Here is a 16,104-nt window from a genome sequence, read left to right as displayed (position 1 = left end):
GCCCCTACTCGCCGCCGAACTGCTCGTAGAGCGCGGGCAGGAATGCGGCGAGGTGATTCATCTCCTGGGCACAGTGCACCAGCAGATCGCGCGCGTAATCCACAGTGGCTCCAAGGATTCGCGACGCCACCGGCCGCGCCACCCGGTTGGCCACGCCGGGCGCCTTCCGCACTGCGATATGAGGGCCGCCCAGCCAGAACCGGGAGCGCATCTCGCTGCCGTCACTCGTCGGGCGGATGTGGTGAACCAGCCAGCCCGCGTCGACTGGGACGTCGCTGGACCCCAGCCGGGCGCAGATGGGCACCACGTTGCTGTCCGCGGCCGGCAAGCCGAATGCCGATGGGGGGACGAACCGTATCGCCGCGCGCAGCATCGATGAGCCGATGTACTCGGTAACCAACGACGTGCGCCCGACATAGCGTGCTGACCCGCGGCGCCTGCGGTCGTCGCCGTCCTGCCATGCGGCTGAGACGTGCGCGCGCGGATGCCACAGCTTGTAGCGACGCGCATCCGAGCCGTGCCAGCCGAACCACCACTCCCACATGACCGGCGTGACTTCCGGCATGTCGGTCAATACCGCGACCCGGACACTGCCGTCGCGGCACAGGCCGTAGCCGTTCTCGGTCTGGTGGTAGCCCTCGTCGTCGAGCGTGTGCGTGTCGTCGAACGCGAGCAGCGTCGGCTCCGCTTGCGGGCCGTGCTCCAACGCCGCCACCACATGCCTTGGCAGTTCGGCCATTTCGGGCTCGAAGAACACTCCGAACGGGGTGGCCGCGTCGCCGTCTCGATATCCGAGGTACTCGGTGCCCATCTTCTATACCCGTCCCATCCAGCTGTAGAACCGGCGCTCGATTCGGCTGGCGTCCAGGAGCACGCCGCCGTCGCGGAGGTGGTTGGCCGCCCAGCTGTGACCACCTGAGCGGATGCCGACCTTGGTGGCCGCCGGCCTTCGCGTACACAATCGTCGCGACGACGTCGTCGGCGTCGCAGGCGTGCACGATCACGTCGGGAACCGATCGGGGACACGCTGGTTCCACACCGTCGCGCGACGCGCATTCTCGTATCCGTCGTCGCCGCGGAAGAAGTGTCGTCCGGCGGCAAGCCCGCCGACAGCCGTCATGACGAGCAACCTAGTGACGCCTGTGCTCCGGCGGGCCGGTTTGGTGACGTTGACTGACCGCGACTACGTCACACGAGCCAGCAGGAAACCGTCCCAGCCCTTGACTCCGACGGTTTGGATTGCCGCCGCCTCGAGTCGCGGGTGCTCTGCGATGGTGTTCAACATGTCGACCACACCTTGTGCCTGATGGTCCTCGTGCGCCGGGGCGACGACGCGCCCGGCCCGAACCACGTTGTCCACCAAGATCATTGACCCCGGCCGGCCCAACTCCACCGCCCACCGGACATACGCCGCGTTGTTTTCTTTGTCCGCGTCGATGAACACGAGGTCGAACGGTTCATGGTCCGGCCGCTTCGCCAGCTGCGGCAGCGTGTCCAGCGCGGCTCCGACAATCACCTCGGCGCGGTCGCCGATGAGGGCGCGATCGAGGTTGGCCCGGGCGACCTCGGCGTGCCTCGGCTCGTATTCGAGGGTGATCACCCGCCCGGCGGGCCCCACCGCCCGCGCGAGACAGATGGTGCTGTAGCCACCCAGCGTGCCGATTTCGAGCACACGCCGCGCACCGGTCGCCGACGCCAGCAGGTACAGGAACTGCCCGTACTGCGGCGACACCTCGATCGTGGGCAGCCCCGCGGCGACGCTGGCCTCCCGTGCCGCGCTGAGCGCCGGGTCGTCGCCGATCAGTAACCGGTCGAACAGCGCATCCACATCAGTCGGCTCAGTCATTGCGCGACTCCTTCCTTGAGGTAAACGATCCGCAGCACATGCTCAGCCTCCGGACCCATCACCAGCCCGGCCAGTGCCGCGAAGGTGCGTACGAATTCGGGACCGTGCGGTGGTGCCGCGCCGCACAAGTGGTGCGCGATCTCGTGCAGCACAACAAGTTCCCGCAACGCCCAGCGGTCGCGGGCGGGCACCGCGATCACCGCGTCGCCGTTAACGACCTCGTAATGCGCGGCGGTGACGCCGCGCCGCGCCCGCACGCCGACCGATTCGCTCACCGACCACTGCTGTCGCACACCCGGATGGCCCAGCACTGAATCGACATAGCGCTGCACCGACTCCACTGACCCGAATCGCGCCTCGGGCGGCAGCGTCAATTGCGTGCCGAAGAAGTCGACGACACCGGAGCCGTGCTCGGCGGCGCGGTCGAACATCGTCCGCACGAACTGTTCGGCCGCGTAGACCTTGCTGCGCTGCGCGTCGCGGCTCATCGATTCCGGTCTATCGGGGTCCGGCCGTTGGGCAGCTCAGAACTGCGCCCCAACCGTGCCCGGCGCCCCGCTCGGTCTCCCGCCCGCCGCGCCGAGGACGAGTAGCCCGCCGAGGCCCGGTGCGCCTGCCATGTGCCTCGCGCCTTGGATTCTCGGGAGTAGAAGTCTTTCAACTCAATTTCCTTGTTCCGCAGCGCGATTGCCGTACCAGGCACGGCGCTTGCCCTGGTGGTCACCTCCTGCTTGGCCTCGTCACGCGCGCGCGCCAGCCGCTGGCCGATCCGGGCGCCGAACGCGAGCTGGAAGTTCAGCCGCGCCGTGATGGTTGGGGTGGGGCGGTGAGCACCCGTGGCGATGTATGCCTCCGACGCGCGCACCATCTGCATCACCAGGCTGGCGTACAACGCGTGGCTGGAGTCGATGTCCTCGGCAAACCCGTACGCGTACACAAACGTTGAGTTGGACGCCACGTCGACCGTAACGTCGTTGGCGGCCGCGATCACCGCAAACAACTGCACGTAGGTACGCAGCCCTCTCGTTCCGGCGTTTCCGATCGTGATCGTCCTCTGCACGGGTTCTTGCGCCCTGGTGCGAGTTGCCGCATGAGAGCGCGCGACCGCCAGGTCGATCGAGGTGGCGGTGGCGAGCCGCTGAGCCGCCGTCATGAACGCCTCGGCTTCGTGCGGATTGTCCGTGCTCTCCGCCTGGCGAAGGAGTGCGGCGATTCTCGCCAACATCTTGTCGTCAGTCATAGTCGCCACGCTAGGACACGGGTCTGACGAAACTGTTCAGCGCATCCACGAACTGCGGCGACAGCGGCTGGTCCTTCGCATAGTTGCCGATGTTGTCGGTCGGGTCGTCCTTGAGCACATGGCTGACCCCCTTGAGCTGAACGAAGGTAAGCGCGCTGTGCGCCAGCGCGTTCGCCAGCGGTTGCACGGCCTCGCAGCTCGCCTGCCCGTCGGAGTCGCTGCACGTGAGCAGCACGGGCGTGCCCGCGGGTATCTGCGCGGCCAGCGCGAGCGGGTCGATCGCGTCGGTTTCCAGCACTGCTTTGACGTTGCCTGGATTGAGGATTGCGCTGAGTCCATGGGGCAATTTGTCCGGGACAGTGCCGTTCGCGCGGGCTTGGGCGACGGCGGCAAGCCACGCCTCGAGCGTCTCCTTCGCCTGCTGCGGACTGATCTGCCCGGCCTTGGCCTGGGCATCCAAGTCCTTGCGGACCCGTTCTGTGACCAGGTCCAGATACCGGCCCGCGAGCGGTGCGAGCAGCCCGAGCGCATGGATCTTCGGTGCGCCGACGCTGGTGTCGGTGGCCAGCGTCAGCGCGCGCACAGCGCCCTCCCCGTGTCCATAGGCTGAAATCCGGCTCGGGTCGGTGCCTTTTTGCTCAGCGAGAAAGCGGACCGCGCCCTTGGCCTCTTCGGTGAAGACCGCATTGCCGACGTCGCCCGCTCGCTTGTCGTAGGGCCCGAGCCCCGTCTTGCCGGTGCCCACCTTGTCGTAGCGCAACGTCGCGACCCCGCGGTCGGACAACAGGGTAGCCAGGGCCCGCAGTGTGCCGATTTTCCCGGCAACGGCGTTGTCCCCGTTGCGATCCGTGCTCCCGCTCTCGCTGATCAACAGCGCAGCAGCGGCCGGCGGGGCGCCCTCACGGTGGCGGTACGTGCCGTACGTGGTGAGCCCGTCGGTAACAAAACTGACGTCGTCCTCGACCCACGCGCCGGGTTTCGATGACGGGGCCGCCGTCGTCGTCGGATGATCTGACGAGCATCCACCCGCCCACACCAGCGCCACCACTATCCACCACACATGAAGGCGCACTGAGCTTCTCACAGATGCGTCGCAATCCAGGACGTGACGTCGCCGAGCACGAGGTCCTTTTCCGGCTCATTGAACACCTCGTGGTACAGCCCGGGATAGACCTTGAGCGCGACCTCAGCCGATCCAGCATTCTCGACGAGCATCTGGCTTCCTGCGACGTTGATCAGCCTGTCCTCCTCGCCGTGGACGATCAACAGTGGCGCGGTCAGTTTGGCCGCAAGCTGCGGCTGGTTCTCGCCGACCTCGAACAGCGCCTTCGCGATTCCCGCGGGGAACCTGCCGTGATACACGAGCGGGTCCGATTTGTATTTGGCGACGACGTCGGGGTCGCGCGACACCGCATCGGCATCGAGTGTGCTGACCTTGGCCCCGGGAAATGCTCTCCCGAGAGTTTTGGCCACCAGCACGAGCGGCTTGGGCACGTCGAGCTGCGCAGCGACCGCCGGCCCGGACAACACCATCGCCGCGTAGTCGTCCGGGTGCTGCGCGCCGTAGGCGAACACGATGCCGCCGCCCATGCTGTGACCGAGAACGACGCGGTTGAGGTTCGGGTAGTCCGCGGCGGCGATGCCGACGAGAGTGGCGAAGTCGTCGGTGTAATCCGACAGCCGTTTGAGCCATACCCGCTTGCCGCCGGACCGGCCGTGTCCGCGGTGATCGAGCGCGTAGGTGACAAGGCCGGCCTCGCCGAAGCGCTGGGCCACGTGGTCGTATCGGTGGGCATGCTCGGCGTAGCCGTGGGACAGCACGACGACACCACGGGCGGCGGCCTCAGGTGTCCAGACGTCGTAGACGATCCGAACGCCTCCAACCCCGTGAAACGAGCGTTCGGTTCTGGTGGTGGGCATCAGCAGAGCCTAACGAGACCTTGCGCGTAAGCTCGGTGCGGTGAGCGTCCTCGCCCGCGAATCAGATGACGAGTTCCTGATCCAGGCTGAGCCGCATCGGCGTGAACTGCTCGCCCACTGCTACCGGATGACCGGTTCGTTGCACGACGCCGAGGACCTGGTTCAGGAGACGTATCTGCGCGCGTGGAAAGCATATTCGGGGTTCAAGGGCCAGTCGTCCTTGCGCACGTGGCTGTACCGGATTGCGACGAACACCTGCCTGACGTCGCTTGAGGGCAGGCAGCGTCGGCCGCTGCCCGCCGGACTCGGTGGCCCGAGCGCGAACCCGACGGACGAGCTGGTCGAGCGCCACGAGGTGTCCTGGCTCGAGCCACTTCCTGATGCCGAGGATGATCCCACCGATCCGTCGGTGATCGTCGGCGGGCGTGAGTCGGTGAGGTTGGCGTTCATCGCGGCGCTGCAGCACCTGTCGCCGCGCCAGAGGGCGGTGCTCGTGTTGCGTGACGTGCTGGCGTGGAAGGCCGCGGAGGTTGCCGATGCGATCGACACGTCGACGGCCGCGGTCAACAGTCTGCTGCAAAGGGCGCGGGCGCAGCTTGAGGCCGTCGGGCCGAGCGCCGACGATCCGCCTGCGGCCCTGGATTCGCCAGAGGCCCAGGAGCAATTAGCCCGCTACATCGCCGCATTCGAGAAATACGACATCGACAGCCTTGTCGAAATGTTCACTGCCGAGGCGATCTGGGAGATGCCGCCGTACGACAGCTGGTATGTCGGGCCGAAGACCATCGGCTCGCTGATTCATCTGCAGTGCCCGGCCGAGCGGCCCGGCGACATGAGGATGATCCCCGTCCGGTCCAATGGCCAGCTCGCGGCCGCGATGTACATGCGCGAGGGCGACAAGCATGTGCCGTTCCAGTTGCACGTCGTGGATTTCACCGAAGGCGGCGTGTCCCACGTCGTGGCGTTTCTGGACACGTCGCTGTTCGAAAAGTTCGGACTGCCACCTTCGCTGTAGCCGCCGAGATCAGAGTTATGACACGCGTGCGAGTGAAAATCGCGCAGAAGCGTGCGTCAACTCTGATCTCGGCGCGCGAGGCTGCAGGGACCGGGGCCCGGTTACCCTGGCCGTATGGGGCCACGCGTCGACGTTCGACGGGCCGCCGAGCGTGCGGTCACCACCAACTCGTGGCTGACGTCGCGGCATTCGTTCTCGTTCGGCGATAACTACGACCCTGCCAACACGCATCACGGGTTGCTGCTGGTCAACAACGATGACATCGTTGCACCCGGCAACGGGTTCGGTACGCACCCGCACCGCGACATGGAGATCGTCACCTGGGTCCTGAGCGGGTCGCTCGCACACGCGGACTCCGTGGGCAACACCGGCGTCATCGGCCCTGGGCTTGCTCAGCGGATGTCGGCCGGCACGGGCATACTGCACTCCGAGAAGAACGAATCCTCGGTTGACCCTGTGCATTTCATCCAGATGTGGGTCGTTCCCGACGAACCCGGCCTGACCCCGGGCTACCAGCACCACGAGGTAGACGTCGCCGACGGACTGGTGCCGATCGCCTCGGGCAGGGCCGCCGACGCGGCGGTCGTGATACACAACCGTCATGCCGCGCTGCACGGCGCCCGCCTCGAAGCCGGCCAGAGCGTGCAATTGCCGGAGGCCCCGTACGTCCACGTGTTCGTGGCGCGCGGCGACGTCACGCTCGAGGACACAGGCGCCGTGCACGAAGGCGACGCCGTCCGCCTGACGGGGTCGGGTGGTCAGCGGCTCACCGCCACCGAGCCCTCGGAAATCTTGGTGTGGGAGATGCATGCCGGGCTGCCTGCGTAGCACGGGCGTCGTCGCCGCGACCGTGCTGACGACGACTGCGCTGATTGCCTCAGGATGCGGCAAGCCCTCGTCGCCTGCACCCCCTGCCCAGGCACCCGCAGGCCTCGTCGACGTCCCCGTCCAGGTACCCGCGACGCTGGCGCAACCGCCGTTCGACGTCGCACACCAGGCGCTGGTGCCGCCCGGATGGACGATGTCCGTCTGGTCCCGCATCCCGAAGGCGCGCCTGGCGGCGTGGGCTCCGGACGGCGCGCTGCTCGTCTCCGTGCCCGCCGATCGCAAGGTGCTTCGCCTGACGCCCGACGGAAGCCAGCCGCCGCGCCAGTCTGTCCTCTTGGACGACCTCGACGCACCACACGGTCTCGCATTCGCCGGCCCGACTCTGTATGTGGCGGAAAGCGATCAGCTGAACGCCTACACCTACGACCACGGGGCTGTCACAGACCGCCGGGTCGTCGCCGCGGGACTGCCCGACGACCGCAGCCCCGAGCTCGGCGGCGCGTACGCCCACGCGCTTAAGAGCGTGGCGGTCGGACCCGATGGGGCGGTGTACTTCTCGATCGGCTCGACGGGCAACATCTCTGCCGAGGACCGTGACGCAAGTCCGCAGCGCGCGTCGATCATGCGCATCCCGCCGGGTGGCGGTCCATACCAGCTGTTTGCGCGCGGCGTCCGCAACGGCACGGGGCTCGCGGTTGCCCCCGATGGCTCGGTGTGGTCTGCGGTGAACAATCGGGACAACATCGCCGACCCGAACCTTGGGCCCACCTACGGCGAGGTCATTCAAGACTACGTCGACGACCATCCACCAGAGTCGTTCGCGCGCTTGACTCCTGGGCGTGATCTCGGCTGGCCCTACTGTCACCCGAACCGCGACGGAGCAAATCCGCCGTTTGCCCGCGACGCGCAAACCAACGCGGACGGCAGCAAGCTGGACTGCGCGGCGCTGCCCCTGATCGAGCAGACGTTCGGCGCGCACGCCGCGCCGCTGGGCTTGACCTTCGTCGACGGCGGCTTGCCGGCCCCGTACTCCAGCGGCGCGCTGGTGGGCGTGCACGGGTCGTGGAACCGCGAACCGCCGCGCGCCCCGGAGGTGTCGTTCTTTGCTTGGCAGAACGGCACATTGGGCAACCAGCAGACACTCGTCGGCGGGTTCCAGGTACCCGACGGATCCCGGTGGTGCCGCCCGGTCGCGGCGGTCCTCGGACCAGACGGCGCCGTCTATATCACCGACGACTACGCCGGGGCCGTGTACCGCCTTGCGCCGCCTGGTAAGTGATCAGACCCGCGGACCCGACCGCGCGCCGCGCCTGGTGATCGCGACATACGCGGCGATCAGTACGGCCGCAACGAGGACGCCGACGAAGAACGGAATCCATTCGATGCCGCCGTTTTCATTGTGGTACGAGGTCAGATTCCAACACGCCCACGAGCCGATCAGCGCTCCCGCAATGCCTAGCAGAACTGTCCACAGCAGGCCGATCGGTTGCTTACCTGGCAGCACCAGTCGAGCTAGCAAACCGATGACGATGCCGGCGATGACTGTCGTGACAATGGTCCACAACATCGCTGCTCCCTACGCTAGCGGCATCTTGCTGACGCCGACGTAAGGTATTTTCCCAAAATCGGTGTCGAATAAACAGGGTCATCGTGATGCCGCGTAATGAACGCAAACGTCAAGTGCGAGAACTCATTCGACCGGTACCGAATCGTTATAGGGCTGTTACTAAAGTTGACAGAGAGGTTGCTGTGATTAATCGTTGACGTCACCAAGAAAGGCGGACGTGCACGGGATCCCCGCTCTTTGCCAGCGTCTAGCCGCAGCCGTCGCTGCCGTGACGCTGTGCGCGACGCTGCCCTTCGCACCTTCCGCGCGTGCCGAGAACGACGCGCGCTCGGTACTGCTCGCGGCAATCGCCAACACCAAAGGCTCGTATCTCGTCTACAACTTCGGTGGTAACTTTGCCGCGCCCTTCCGCAACTCGGCGGGAAACGAGTACACCCTGAACAACGGTGGCCACTTGATGATCGTCAAGAGCGCGTCGACCCGGCTGAACCCCAAGCTTCTGGTCGACAGCCATCAGGGCTACCAGTCGCGATGTGAACGAAATCCGGGCGCGCGCACCGGTGAAGGACTCCTGCAGGCGTCCGAGACCTACACACCACTACAGGCGTGGCAGGTGCTGGGCCAGCCGATCATCGCCATCAATGCAAACTTCTTCGACGTCCGCGGCCAGAAGAGTGGCTCCTGGAAGCAGACCGGCTGCAGCTCCCCGCTGGGCGCCTACGTCGACAACACACGCGGGCAGGGTCGCTCCAACGCGGCGGTGACGGGTGCCGTCGCCTACGCCGGCAAGCAAGCGTTGTCCGGCGGTGATGAGAACTGGAAAGCGTTGGCCACCATGATCCTTCCGGTCGGTGGCACGCCATATGTCGTGATGCCGAGAGGCGACAACGACTACGACGCTGCATCGCCGGAGATTCAGAGACTTCTCGACGCAGGCGCACGGTTCGTTGCGGTCAGCGGGATCGGCCTGCTCAGTCCGAGTGACACCAGCCAGCTGAACGACGGCGGCCCCAGTGCTGCCCGCACCGCGATCGGCTACAACCGGCCCAAGGACGAGATGTACGTCTTCCAGGGCGGTAGCTACACCCCCGACAACATGCAGGACCTCTTCCGCGGGCTCGGCGCCGACAACGCGCTGCTGCTCGACGGCGGCGGCTCGTCGGCAATCGTGCTGCGTCGCGACACCGGAGGTATGTGGACCGGAGCGGGATCGCCGAGGGGAAACTGCGACACACGGCAAGTGCTGTGCGACTCACACGAACGTGCGTTGCCGAGCTGGCTGGCCTTTAACTGACAAGTGCTGCGCTAGCGGCGTTTTCGCACTGACGGACATATCCAGCTCCAAACAGCACAACGTGCGCGAGCAGTGGGTACAGCTGATGCAGACCGACGCGCGTCCGGAATCCCGGTGCGAGCGGATGCACCGACCGGTAGGCATCGATAATATCGGCCAGATGGGGACAGCCGAACAGCGCGAGCATGGCGAGATCTGTTTCGCGGTGCCCGCCGTGCGCGGCAGGGTCGATGAGCACCGCACCGTCGGCGGTCCACATGACATTGCCGCTCCATAGATCGCCATGCAACCGGACCGGCGCGTCGTCGGTATCGAAATCGCCAGCCAGACAACGCTTCACAACGGTAGCCACGGCGTCACGGCCTTCGGCTGACAATGCGGAACCCGCGATCTCAGCCATCGGTGCCAGTCGCTCGAGCGCATAGAAGCGGCCCCACACGTCGTAGGGCACCAGTGACATCGGTAACGGCTGCGCCATGGGCCCGAAGAACCCGGGGCCTGTCCAGCCGTCGGGCCCGGCGCCGAAACCAGGCGCCCCGGCGTCATGGGTCACAGCCAACCGCACCCCGAACTCACGCGCGCACACCTGGTTGGGCGCAACAGGTTTCAGGCGGCCCAACGTCAGGCTCGTCTCGTCACAGTCGACGACATCCGCACAAGGCACGCCGCCGTCGGCAGCACCAAGCCATCGCAAGCCCGCCGCTTCCCAGGCGAAGAAGCCCTGAGGCGCAGACGAATTGCGCTTGACGAAATCGCTCACCCGGGCTGATGCAACACGCCTCGCAGCACACGGTCGCGCAGTGCCGTCGGCAACCGCGTCAGCACCGCGAGCTGCACCTTGGGGAGCATACCGACGACGTAACGCGGCCGGGGACGACGGGCAGACAGCGCCTCCTCGACCAGGGCGGCAACATCCTGCGCAGGAACCGCCTGCTTCTGCGACGCCGGGATCGACTTCTTGAACCCTGACAGGTGTTTGTCGTAGAGCCGCCGCGCGTCGTCGGGCAACCGCGCGGCCGTATCGTCGGCCATAGCGTCCGCGGTGCGCCACATGTCGGTGTCGGTTTGGGCCGGCTCGACCACCACAACCGCGATGCCCCAGGGCTTCAACTCCATCCGGAGTGCATCCGCCGCCGCTTCGATCGCGAACTTCGAGGCGCAATAGGGTCCCGTCAGCGGCATGGAGATCTTGCCGTTCAGGCTCGAGATGAAGACGATTCGACCGTGCGACTTCCGCAGCCGCGGCAACACGGCCTGGGTGACGGCGATCTGCCCGACGACGTTGATGTCGAATTGGCTCCGTAAGTCGGCCGGGGTCACATATTCCATCGGGCCGGCGACGACGATACCGGCATTGTTGACGACCGCGTCCAGGTTCGGTGGCAGTGCTTCATCCAGCGCCGCAATGTGACTCTCGTGTGTCACGTCCAGTATCACGGGCGTAATTGACGGGGCTTGCGCGCGAAGCCGCTCTCCGTCCAGCTCCGAGCGGACCCCGGCGAACACATCCCAGCCGAGCGCGGCAAGGTGTCCGGAGATGGTTTTGCCTATCCCCCGCGACGCTCCCGTGACGAGTACTGACGGCATTGACGCCTACCTCTCTGCAGCCGTGAACGGGGCACTTTGGTCGAGTAATGGTGAGCCCAGCCACTTCCGGCGGATCTGGGCTAACCTGCCATCGTTGTCGACGCTGGCCTGGGCGGTGCACAGACGGCTCTGGAGCCCAGAGTTCCCGCGCCGCACCGCGATCGCGATGCGTTCGGTCGAGATACCACGCAGGACTACCTGCACACCGTCGGCGTGGCGTACCAGCTCGGTGAGCACCGGGGCAAGTTTCATGAACGCGTCGCAGCGGCCCGCTGCGACGTCATCGATCCCGGCTTTGATCATGCTGTAGTCGTACACCCGAACCGCCTTCGCTTTTCCTTGTGCGACAAGCTCATTGGCGATTGGTTCACTCGTGTTGCCCTCTTGCACACCGATCGTCAGCCCCACCAGGTCGTCGACGGTGTGCACGTGCGGATGACGCTCGACGTTGACCGCCAGTGACTGGCCGGAGACCAGATACGGTTCGCAGAATGCGGCCCGTCGCGCGCGGTCGGGGGTGACGGTGGTGCCGGAGGTGACGCAGTCGAATTCGCCCGCGTCGAGCCGGTCGAAGATCTTGTTGAAATCGGCGCCGCTGTAGTCGACGAATTCGACGCGAACTCCCAATTCCTCACCGATGGTGCGCATCAACGAAATATCAAGCCCGTCACCGTCGTTGCCGCCGTTGAAGGGCGGATCGGGGAAGGCTGCTCCGACCCGCACGGTGCTCGTCACAGTGCGCGGCGGTCAGATCCGGGTGAGGTCTTTGGACGTGATCCAGGGCATGTTGGTGATCAGCCAGTCGCCGCCCTTGCGCTGCATCGTCAACCGATAAGCAACGAGGAAGATCCGCGGGATGTCCTTGGTCTGGGCACTCGTGTAGGAGATATTCGCGTAGACCATCGCTGTCGCGTCATCGCCCTTAAACGACTCGACCGCCGCACCCACTACCTCTGCGTTGCGGTGGATCTGGCTCTGCTTGTTGGTGGCCGCCAACAGGTCGACCTGCTTGGCATAGGACTCTTTGAGATCGCCGCCCAGATATCTGGCTGCGCGGTCGGGCAACTGCTCCATGTCATCGGGGGTGTAGGTGAACAGCGTCGTGATGGCGTCCTTCGCCGTCTTTGCGATCTCGATCTTGGTACTGGTTGCCGCGCGATCGGCGACGTAGGGCTCCAACATCGCGCCGCCGAATGCCCCGGCCGCGACGAAGATTGCGGCGGCCGCCGCCACCGCGACCGTGAGCCGCTTGCCTACCGGCTTGCGCTCCTTGACCTCGCCGTCGGCCTCTTCGGACGCTGCCGGTTCGGCGTTTTCCGCCGACGTCGCTGCGTCATCGCCGGCCACCGGTGTGGCGGCGCGGGCGCGAAACCATCTGCGCCGCTTGGCAGGCTTGGCATCGCTGTCTTCGCCGTCGGTTGATTCGGCCTCAGCAGACTCTGGCTCGGCCGCGGAACCCTTCACCGCGGCCGCGTCAGCCGGCGGCGATTTCTCGACCGCCGTCGATTCCGGTTCGGCCGCCGACGATTCCGTGATCTCCGACGGGGCTTCTTCTTTTCGGGCGGTCACCGGACGTGGACGGAAGGTCCGGTGGCGCCCGCGCTTGCCGACCGGCGTAGCGGCGGATGCCGACGACGGTGCGTCAGGTGTCGCTGCGCCGGTCAGGTCACCGGTATCAGTTTGCTGATCTTCCACTGCTGCCCTTCCTTGACGGCGGTGACCACCCACTTGTTGCCACTCACGACCGGCTTCTTTGGGTCTCCGCCCTTGTTGGTCATTTTCGTCGCAACCAGCACGCTCACGCTGCCGTCGTCGTGCCACTTCTCGATACCCGCGTCCAGCACCGCTCCGGTAGTGGGCTCGGCTTGCGCGACCAGAATCAGGATCGAGTTCTGCTTCTCCTTGTACTCCTTCGCGAATTCACCTGTCGCATGGTTGAGGACACGGTCGGCGTAGTCGTTCGCGTGAAAAGGATCGAGCGTTGTGTATTCGGTCATGAACTGCCCGACGTACCCGAGCACATCCGCGTCGACCGCGTTGGCACGCCGGTCGGTGTCGTGCTGCCACAACATCCACCCCGTCGCGGCGACCGCGGCCACGACGAGCAATGCCGCGGCGACGGCCAATGCCGGCAGCCCACCGAATACGCGCCGAAGCAAACCGCGCCAGTCACGAGGGGTGGTCTGGGTGTCGCCGACCGGCTCATCGCGGTCGGACTCAGTCTCGAGTCTGCGCCTCGGGCTCATGGGGCGCCCGCACCGATCAGGGGCTTCGGGAATACCTCGACATTGGATACCCGCCACTTGCCGCCGGACTTCTCGAAAGTGACTCGCGCGGTCGCCGTGCTGGGTCTCGCCTCTTGCTGCTGGGCCTGGCGTTGGCCCAGCAGGTATATCAGCATCGTCGCCCGCTCCGGCGTCGTCCCCGGCAACACCGAACTCGTCACCGCGAAGTATTCGTTGAGCGCGGCCGGGTTCTTCTCGATTCTGTGCTGTTGGTCGACCAACTGCGGGCGATAGGCGTCCGTGACGAGGTCCTGTGTCTGAGCGAAGGTCTCCTTCATCGTGCCGGGGTTGTAGGACAGGATCTTCTCGACGATCCGCGGCCCCTGCTCGGAGACCTCTGCCCTGGCCGCGTCGACGGCCTGTTCCTGCCGGTACACGGTCAGATACGTCAGGCCGGCACTGCCGGCGGCGATCACCGCGCCTGCGGCCAGAGCCGCCGCGACCCCACGTCGCACATCCGGCCGGTCACCGTCGACGCGGCGCACCTCCGTGCGTGTCAACAGGTCGGCGAACGTCCGGTTGCGCGCATCCCACAGCGGCCACAGCCACCCGACGAACAGCGCGGCGGTGTCCAGCAGATGCGCCACGTCACGCACGAGTAGGCGCCACGGTCCCGCGGGTTCGCCGTCGCTGCGCACGACCGCGATACCGAACAGCGCCCGGCCCAGACTCCATCCGGTCACCCCGGGCAGCAACTGGCGGTTGACGACGATCGACAGCACGATCAGCACACCGGCGACTGCCGTCACCCACCACGCCCAGCTGCCCGGCGACGCCGTGAACCAGGCCAGGGCTACCGCCGCCGCCACGAAAAGGGGGAACAGCACGTCGATCCCGAGTGCGCCTGCCCGCGACAGCCACGAGGCTGCCTGGCTGCTCTCGGTCTCCGCGCTGATCCCCTCTTGCGGCTCCGCCTCCAGCACCGCCGTCAAGACATCACCTGGTTGAGCTTGTCGATCTTGTACCTGCCGTCCTCGTACTTCATCGTCGCGCGCATCCGCAGCCCGGTCTCCTGGTTCTGCTGCTGCGGGTTCGTCGGCACCTTGAACCGGAATGCCACGAGCACATCGATCGTGCCGTCGTCGTTGAACTTCTCAGCCGAAGCGCGGATGGTGGTCACCTCGACTTTCGCGTTGGCCGCCTGATAGGCCTCGACCATCATCGGCGCCATCAACTTGGCAGACACGCCGAAATCACCGGTGGAGCAGTCGAGGATTCTCTGCACGCTCTTCGCCATCGTCGCCGGGTCGGGTGCGTTGGTCGCGGTAACGCAGTCCTTCGCGGCGTCGACGGCAGCTTGTCCGTTCTGCGCGGACTCCTTGTTCGCAGCGTGCGCATTCATCGCGAACACGCCGCCCGTGACGAGGCCGCCGGCCATCAGCACCAGCAGCACCAGGGCGCCGACGAACCACGCGCGGCTCACCCGCGACGGTTGTGGATCGGCCACTTGTTCATCGAGAGTCGAATCCGCCGGTGTCTCGGTGTCCGACCCGTCGGGCTCGGTGGGGTTCAGCCGGCTGGTGCCAGCATCTCCTTCCATCCGTCGTCTCCTGTGTTCGTCGAATCTTTCACGCTGTAGCGCGACCCGTCCGGCGCGGTGATTTGGCCGTTTTGAGGGTTGTAGACGGCCGTGGGGCTGGTCGCCGGGCTGTAGTCGCAGGGATTGGGCTGCTGTCCGCTGCACGTCACGCTACCCTGCCCTGGCGCGGTCAAGGGATCGCTCGTCGGAGGAGGTGAGCCCGTCGGGGGTAGCAGGCTGGCGGGCAGCGGGTTCATTCCGTTGTTGATGCTGGGGGCCTGCATCACGGTTCCTGGCTTCACCGGCTGGTCACAACGCGCCGCGGGCGCGGGGCAGGTCAGGATCTGGTTGGGATCCCCGTACCAGGGGTTGGTGCCCAACGGAACATACGGCTCGTTGCTGCGGCACTCCCGCGGGGTGGCCGCCCGCTTGCCCGGCACGTCGGCGCATGGGTAGTTACGGGCACCACGAACGACGTTGCTCGGATAATCCTTCGGAATCTTGCAATATGTGCCCGACGGCAACGGCTTGGTGCTGGTATCGGCCGGAGACCGCCACTCTGAGGCCGGTAGGAACCCGGTCAGACACGGCGGAGACGAGTTCAGCGACGTCCCAAAACCCGGCGGGATCAGGTTTTGGGTCAGCAGCGAGGCCGCGGTGCCCACCACGATCGGGCCAAGACCGAAGTGCAGCAAGCCTTCCCCCGGGTAGATCGAGGTTGCGGTCTGTGCAATCGCAGTACCCTGCGGCAGGATCACCAAGGCTTGCTCGACGCCTTTGTGGTAGCGCTTGAGCATGTCCAGGACGATCTCGAGATTGGCCAGCGTCTGAGGCAGCGACTCGCGCACATCGCTGAACACGGCGTTGAGCTGATCGGCGGTGGGCGCGGCCTGCTGCAGACCGTTGCGCAGCGCAGCGTCCTGGGCGGCGGCCTGGGTGCCGATCGAATTCAGGTTCGCCGACCACTGTTCGATGGCGCTGCGGGAGTTGGCCTGGGAATCCA

At 66.2% G+C, this 16,104-nt stretch carries 18 protein-coding genes and 2 pseudogenes; 4 read left to right on the top strand and 16 right to left on the bottom strand.

Going from position 1 to position 16,104, the window contains the following annotated elements; all coding sequences use genetic code 11:
- Window positions 1–4: 4 nt before the first annotated feature.
- From QOH60_RS24230 to QOH60_RS24200, 7 genes and pseudogenes are all read right to left on the bottom strand, one after another.
- On the bottom strand, window positions 5–811 hold the full coding sequence (locus tag QOH60_RS24230) for a DAPG hydrolase family protein (protein WP_526424423.1): 807 nt from the start codon (window positions 809–811) through the stop codon (window positions 5–7).
- 36 nt (window positions 812–847) lie between these two features.
- Window positions 848–1,120, bottom strand: a pseudogene (locus QOH60_RS24225) (FAD-binding protein); the annotation flags it as partial.
- 63 nt (window positions 1,121–1,183) lie between these two features.
- On the bottom strand, window positions 1,184–1,846 hold the full coding sequence (locus QOH60_RS24220) for an O-methyltransferase (protein ID WP_526424422.1): 663 nt from the start codon (window positions 1,844–1,846) through the stop codon (window positions 1,184–1,186).
- Window positions 1,843–2,334, bottom strand: coding sequence for a TIGR04338 family metallohydrolase (locus tag QOH60_RS24215; protein ID WP_526424421.1), 492 nt, complete (start codon window positions 2,332–2,334; stop codon window positions 1,843–1,845). Before QOH60_RS24215 ends, QOH60_RS24220 begins: the two co-directional genes overlap by 4 nt.
- Window positions 2,331–3,086: a DUF2786 domain-containing protein gene (locus QOH60_RS24210; protein ID WP_526424420.1), complete on the bottom strand. Its 756-nt coding sequence runs from the start codon at window positions 3,084–3,086 to the stop codon at window positions 2,331–2,333. The genes QOH60_RS24215 and QOH60_RS24210 overlap by 4 nt, the downstream gene beginning before the upstream one ends.
- Before the next feature lie 10 nt (window positions 3,087–3,096).
- Window positions 3,097–4,170 carry an alpha/beta hydrolase family protein gene (locus tag QOH60_RS24205; protein WP_526424419.1) on the bottom strand — a complete coding sequence of 358 codons (1,074 nt, stop codon included), beginning with the start codon at window positions 4,168–4,170 and terminating at the stop codon, window positions 3,097–3,099.
- A complete protein-coding gene (locus QOH60_RS24200) occupies window positions 4,167–5,006 on the bottom strand; it encodes an alpha/beta hydrolase (protein WP_526424418.1) in 840 nt (279 codons plus the stop codon). Before QOH60_RS24200 ends, QOH60_RS24205 begins: the two co-directional genes overlap by 4 nt.
- A gap of 40 nt (window positions 5,007–5,046) precedes the next feature.
- On the opposite strand from QOH60_RS24200, the gene QOH60_RS24195 reads away from it, so the two are divergent.
- From QOH60_RS24195 to QOH60_RS24185, 3 genes are all read left to right on the top strand, one after another.
- Window positions 5,047–6,021, top strand: a complete 975-nt coding sequence (locus QOH60_RS24195; protein WP_526424417.1) for an RNA polymerase subunit sigma-70 — start codon at window positions 5,047–5,049, stop codon at window positions 6,019–6,021.
- 114 nt (window positions 6,022–6,135) lie between these two features.
- Window positions 6,136–6,849: a pirin family protein gene (locus QOH60_RS24190; RefSeq protein WP_526424416.1), complete on the top strand. Its 714-nt coding sequence runs from the start codon at window positions 6,136–6,138 to the stop codon at window positions 6,847–6,849.
- Window positions 6,830–8,128 (top strand): PQQ-dependent sugar dehydrogenase, encoded by a 1,299-nt coding sequence (locus QOH60_RS24185; protein WP_526424415.1) that lies wholly within the window; start codon window positions 6,830–6,832, stop codon window positions 8,126–8,128. Before QOH60_RS24190 ends, QOH60_RS24185 begins: the two co-directional genes overlap by 20 nt.
- Here QOH60_RS24185 and QOH60_RS24180 read toward each other — a convergent pair whose 3' ends face one another.
- Window positions 8,129–8,416 (bottom strand): GlsB/YeaQ/YmgE family stress response membrane protein, encoded by a 288-nt coding sequence (locus QOH60_RS24180; RefSeq protein WP_526424414.1) that lies wholly within the window; start codon window positions 8,414–8,416, stop codon window positions 8,129–8,131.
- Window positions 8,417–8,633: 217 nt separating this feature from the next.
- On the opposite strand from QOH60_RS24180, the gene QOH60_RS24175 reads away from it, so the two are divergent.
- Complete coding sequence (locus QOH60_RS24175; protein WP_526424448.1) at window positions 8,634–9,710, top strand: phosphodiester glycosidase family protein; 1,077 nt, start codon at window positions 8,634–8,636, stop codon at window positions 9,708–9,710.
- On the opposite strand, the gene QOH60_RS24170 is transcribed toward QOH60_RS24175, so the two are convergent.
- The 8 genes and pseudogenes from QOH60_RS24170 to QOH60_RS24135 form a co-directional block, all read right to left on the bottom strand.
- Entirely contained in the window at window positions 9,703–10,470 is a 768-nt protein-coding gene (locus QOH60_RS24170) for a fructosamine kinase family protein (RefSeq protein WP_526424413.1), read from the bottom strand. The genes QOH60_RS24175 and QOH60_RS24170 overlap by 8 nt on opposite strands.
- Window positions 10,467–11,297 carry an SDR family oxidoreductase gene (locus QOH60_RS24165; RefSeq protein WP_526424412.1) on the bottom strand — a complete coding sequence of 277 codons (831 nt, stop codon included), beginning with the start codon at window positions 11,295–11,297 and terminating at the stop codon, window positions 10,467–10,469. The genes QOH60_RS24170 and QOH60_RS24165 overlap by 4 nt, the downstream gene beginning before the upstream one ends.
- 6 nt (window positions 11,298–11,303) lie before the next feature.
- Window positions 11,304–12,020, bottom strand: a complete 717-nt coding sequence (locus tag QOH60_RS24160) for an ABC transporter substrate-binding protein (protein ID WP_526424411.1) — start codon at window positions 12,018–12,020, stop codon at window positions 11,304–11,306.
- A 24-nt stretch (window positions 12,021–12,044) separates the two neighbouring features.
- On the bottom strand, window positions 12,045–12,992 hold the full coding sequence (locus tag QOH60_RS24155; RefSeq protein ID WP_526424410.1) for a mammalian cell entry protein: 948 nt from the start codon (window positions 12,990–12,992) through the stop codon (window positions 12,045–12,047).
- Window positions 12,959–13,543: an Rv1363c family protein gene (locus QOH60_RS24150; RefSeq protein ID WP_526424409.1), complete on the bottom strand. Its 585-nt coding sequence runs from the start codon at window positions 13,541–13,543 to the stop codon at window positions 12,959–12,961. The genes QOH60_RS24155 and QOH60_RS24150 overlap by 34 nt, the downstream gene beginning before the upstream one ends.
- Complete coding sequence (locus QOH60_RS24145) at window positions 13,540–14,505, bottom strand: RDD family protein (protein WP_526424447.1); 966 nt, start codon at window positions 14,503–14,505, stop codon at window positions 13,540–13,542. The genes QOH60_RS24150 and QOH60_RS24145 overlap by 4 nt, the downstream gene beginning before the upstream one ends.
- 5 nt (window positions 14,506–14,510) lie before the next feature.
- Window positions 14,511–15,122, bottom strand: coding sequence for an Rv1363c family protein (locus QOH60_RS24140; protein ID WP_526424408.1), 612 nt, complete (start codon window positions 15,120–15,122; stop codon window positions 14,511–14,513).
- A pseudogene (locus tag QOH60_RS24135) lies at window positions 15,092–16,104 on the bottom strand (MCE family protein); the annotation flags it as partial. The pseudogene QOH60_RS24135 and the gene QOH60_RS24140, both read right to left, overlap by 31 nt.

The sequence above is a fragment of the Mycobacterium sp. genome (genome assembly GCF_032159765.1).
Taxonomy (GTDB): Bacteria; Actinomycetota; Actinomycetes; order Mycobacteriales; family Mycobacteriaceae; genus Mycobacterium.
The sequence above is the reverse complement of the archived record's forward strand: the minus strand, read 5'-3'. Positions and strand labels throughout refer to the sequence as shown.

Bases quoted from the DNA above. Each gene is read 5' to 3' on its own strand.
- QOH60_RS24230 (WP_526424423.1), bottom strand. From the start codon at position 811: ATGGGCACCGAGTACCTCGGATATCGAGACGGCGACGCGGCCACCCCG.
- QOH60_RS24220 (WP_526424422.1), bottom strand. From the start codon at position 1,846: ATGACTGAGCCGACTGATGTGGATGCGCTGTTCGACCGGTTACTGATC.
- QOH60_RS24215 (WP_526424421.1), bottom strand. From the start codon at position 2,334: ATGAGCCGCGACGCGCAGCGCAGCAAGGTCTACGCGGCCGAACAGTTC.
- QOH60_RS24210 (WP_526424420.1), bottom strand. From the start codon at position 3,086: ATGACTGACGACAAGATGTTGGCGAGAATCGCCGCACTCCTTCGCCAG.
- QOH60_RS24200 (WP_526424418.1), bottom strand. From the start codon at position 5,006: ATGCCCACCACCAGAACCGAACGCTCGTTTCACGGGGTTGGAGGCGTT.
- QOH60_RS24190 (WP_526424416.1), top strand. From the start codon at position 6,136: ATGGGGCCACGCGTCGACGTTCGACGGGCCGCCGAGCGTGCGGTCACC.
- QOH60_RS24185 (WP_526424415.1), top strand. From the start codon at position 6,830: ATGCCGGGCTGCCTGCGTAGCACGGGCGTCGTCGCCGCGACCGTGCTG.
- QOH60_RS24180 (WP_526424414.1), bottom strand. From the start codon at position 8,416: ATGTTGTGGACCATTGTCACGACAGTCATCGCCGGCATCGTCATCGGT.
- QOH60_RS24165 (WP_526424412.1), bottom strand. From the start codon at position 11,297: ATGCCGTCAGTACTCGTCACGGGAGCGTCGCGGGGGATAGGCAAAACC.
- QOH60_RS24150 (WP_526424409.1), bottom strand. From the start codon at position 13,543: ATGAGCCCGAGGCGCAGACTCGAGACTGAGTCCGACCGCGATGAGCCG.
- QOH60_RS24140 (WP_526424408.1), bottom strand. From the start codon at position 15,122: ATGGAAGGAGATGCTGGCACCAGCCGGCTGAACCCCACCGAGCCCGAC.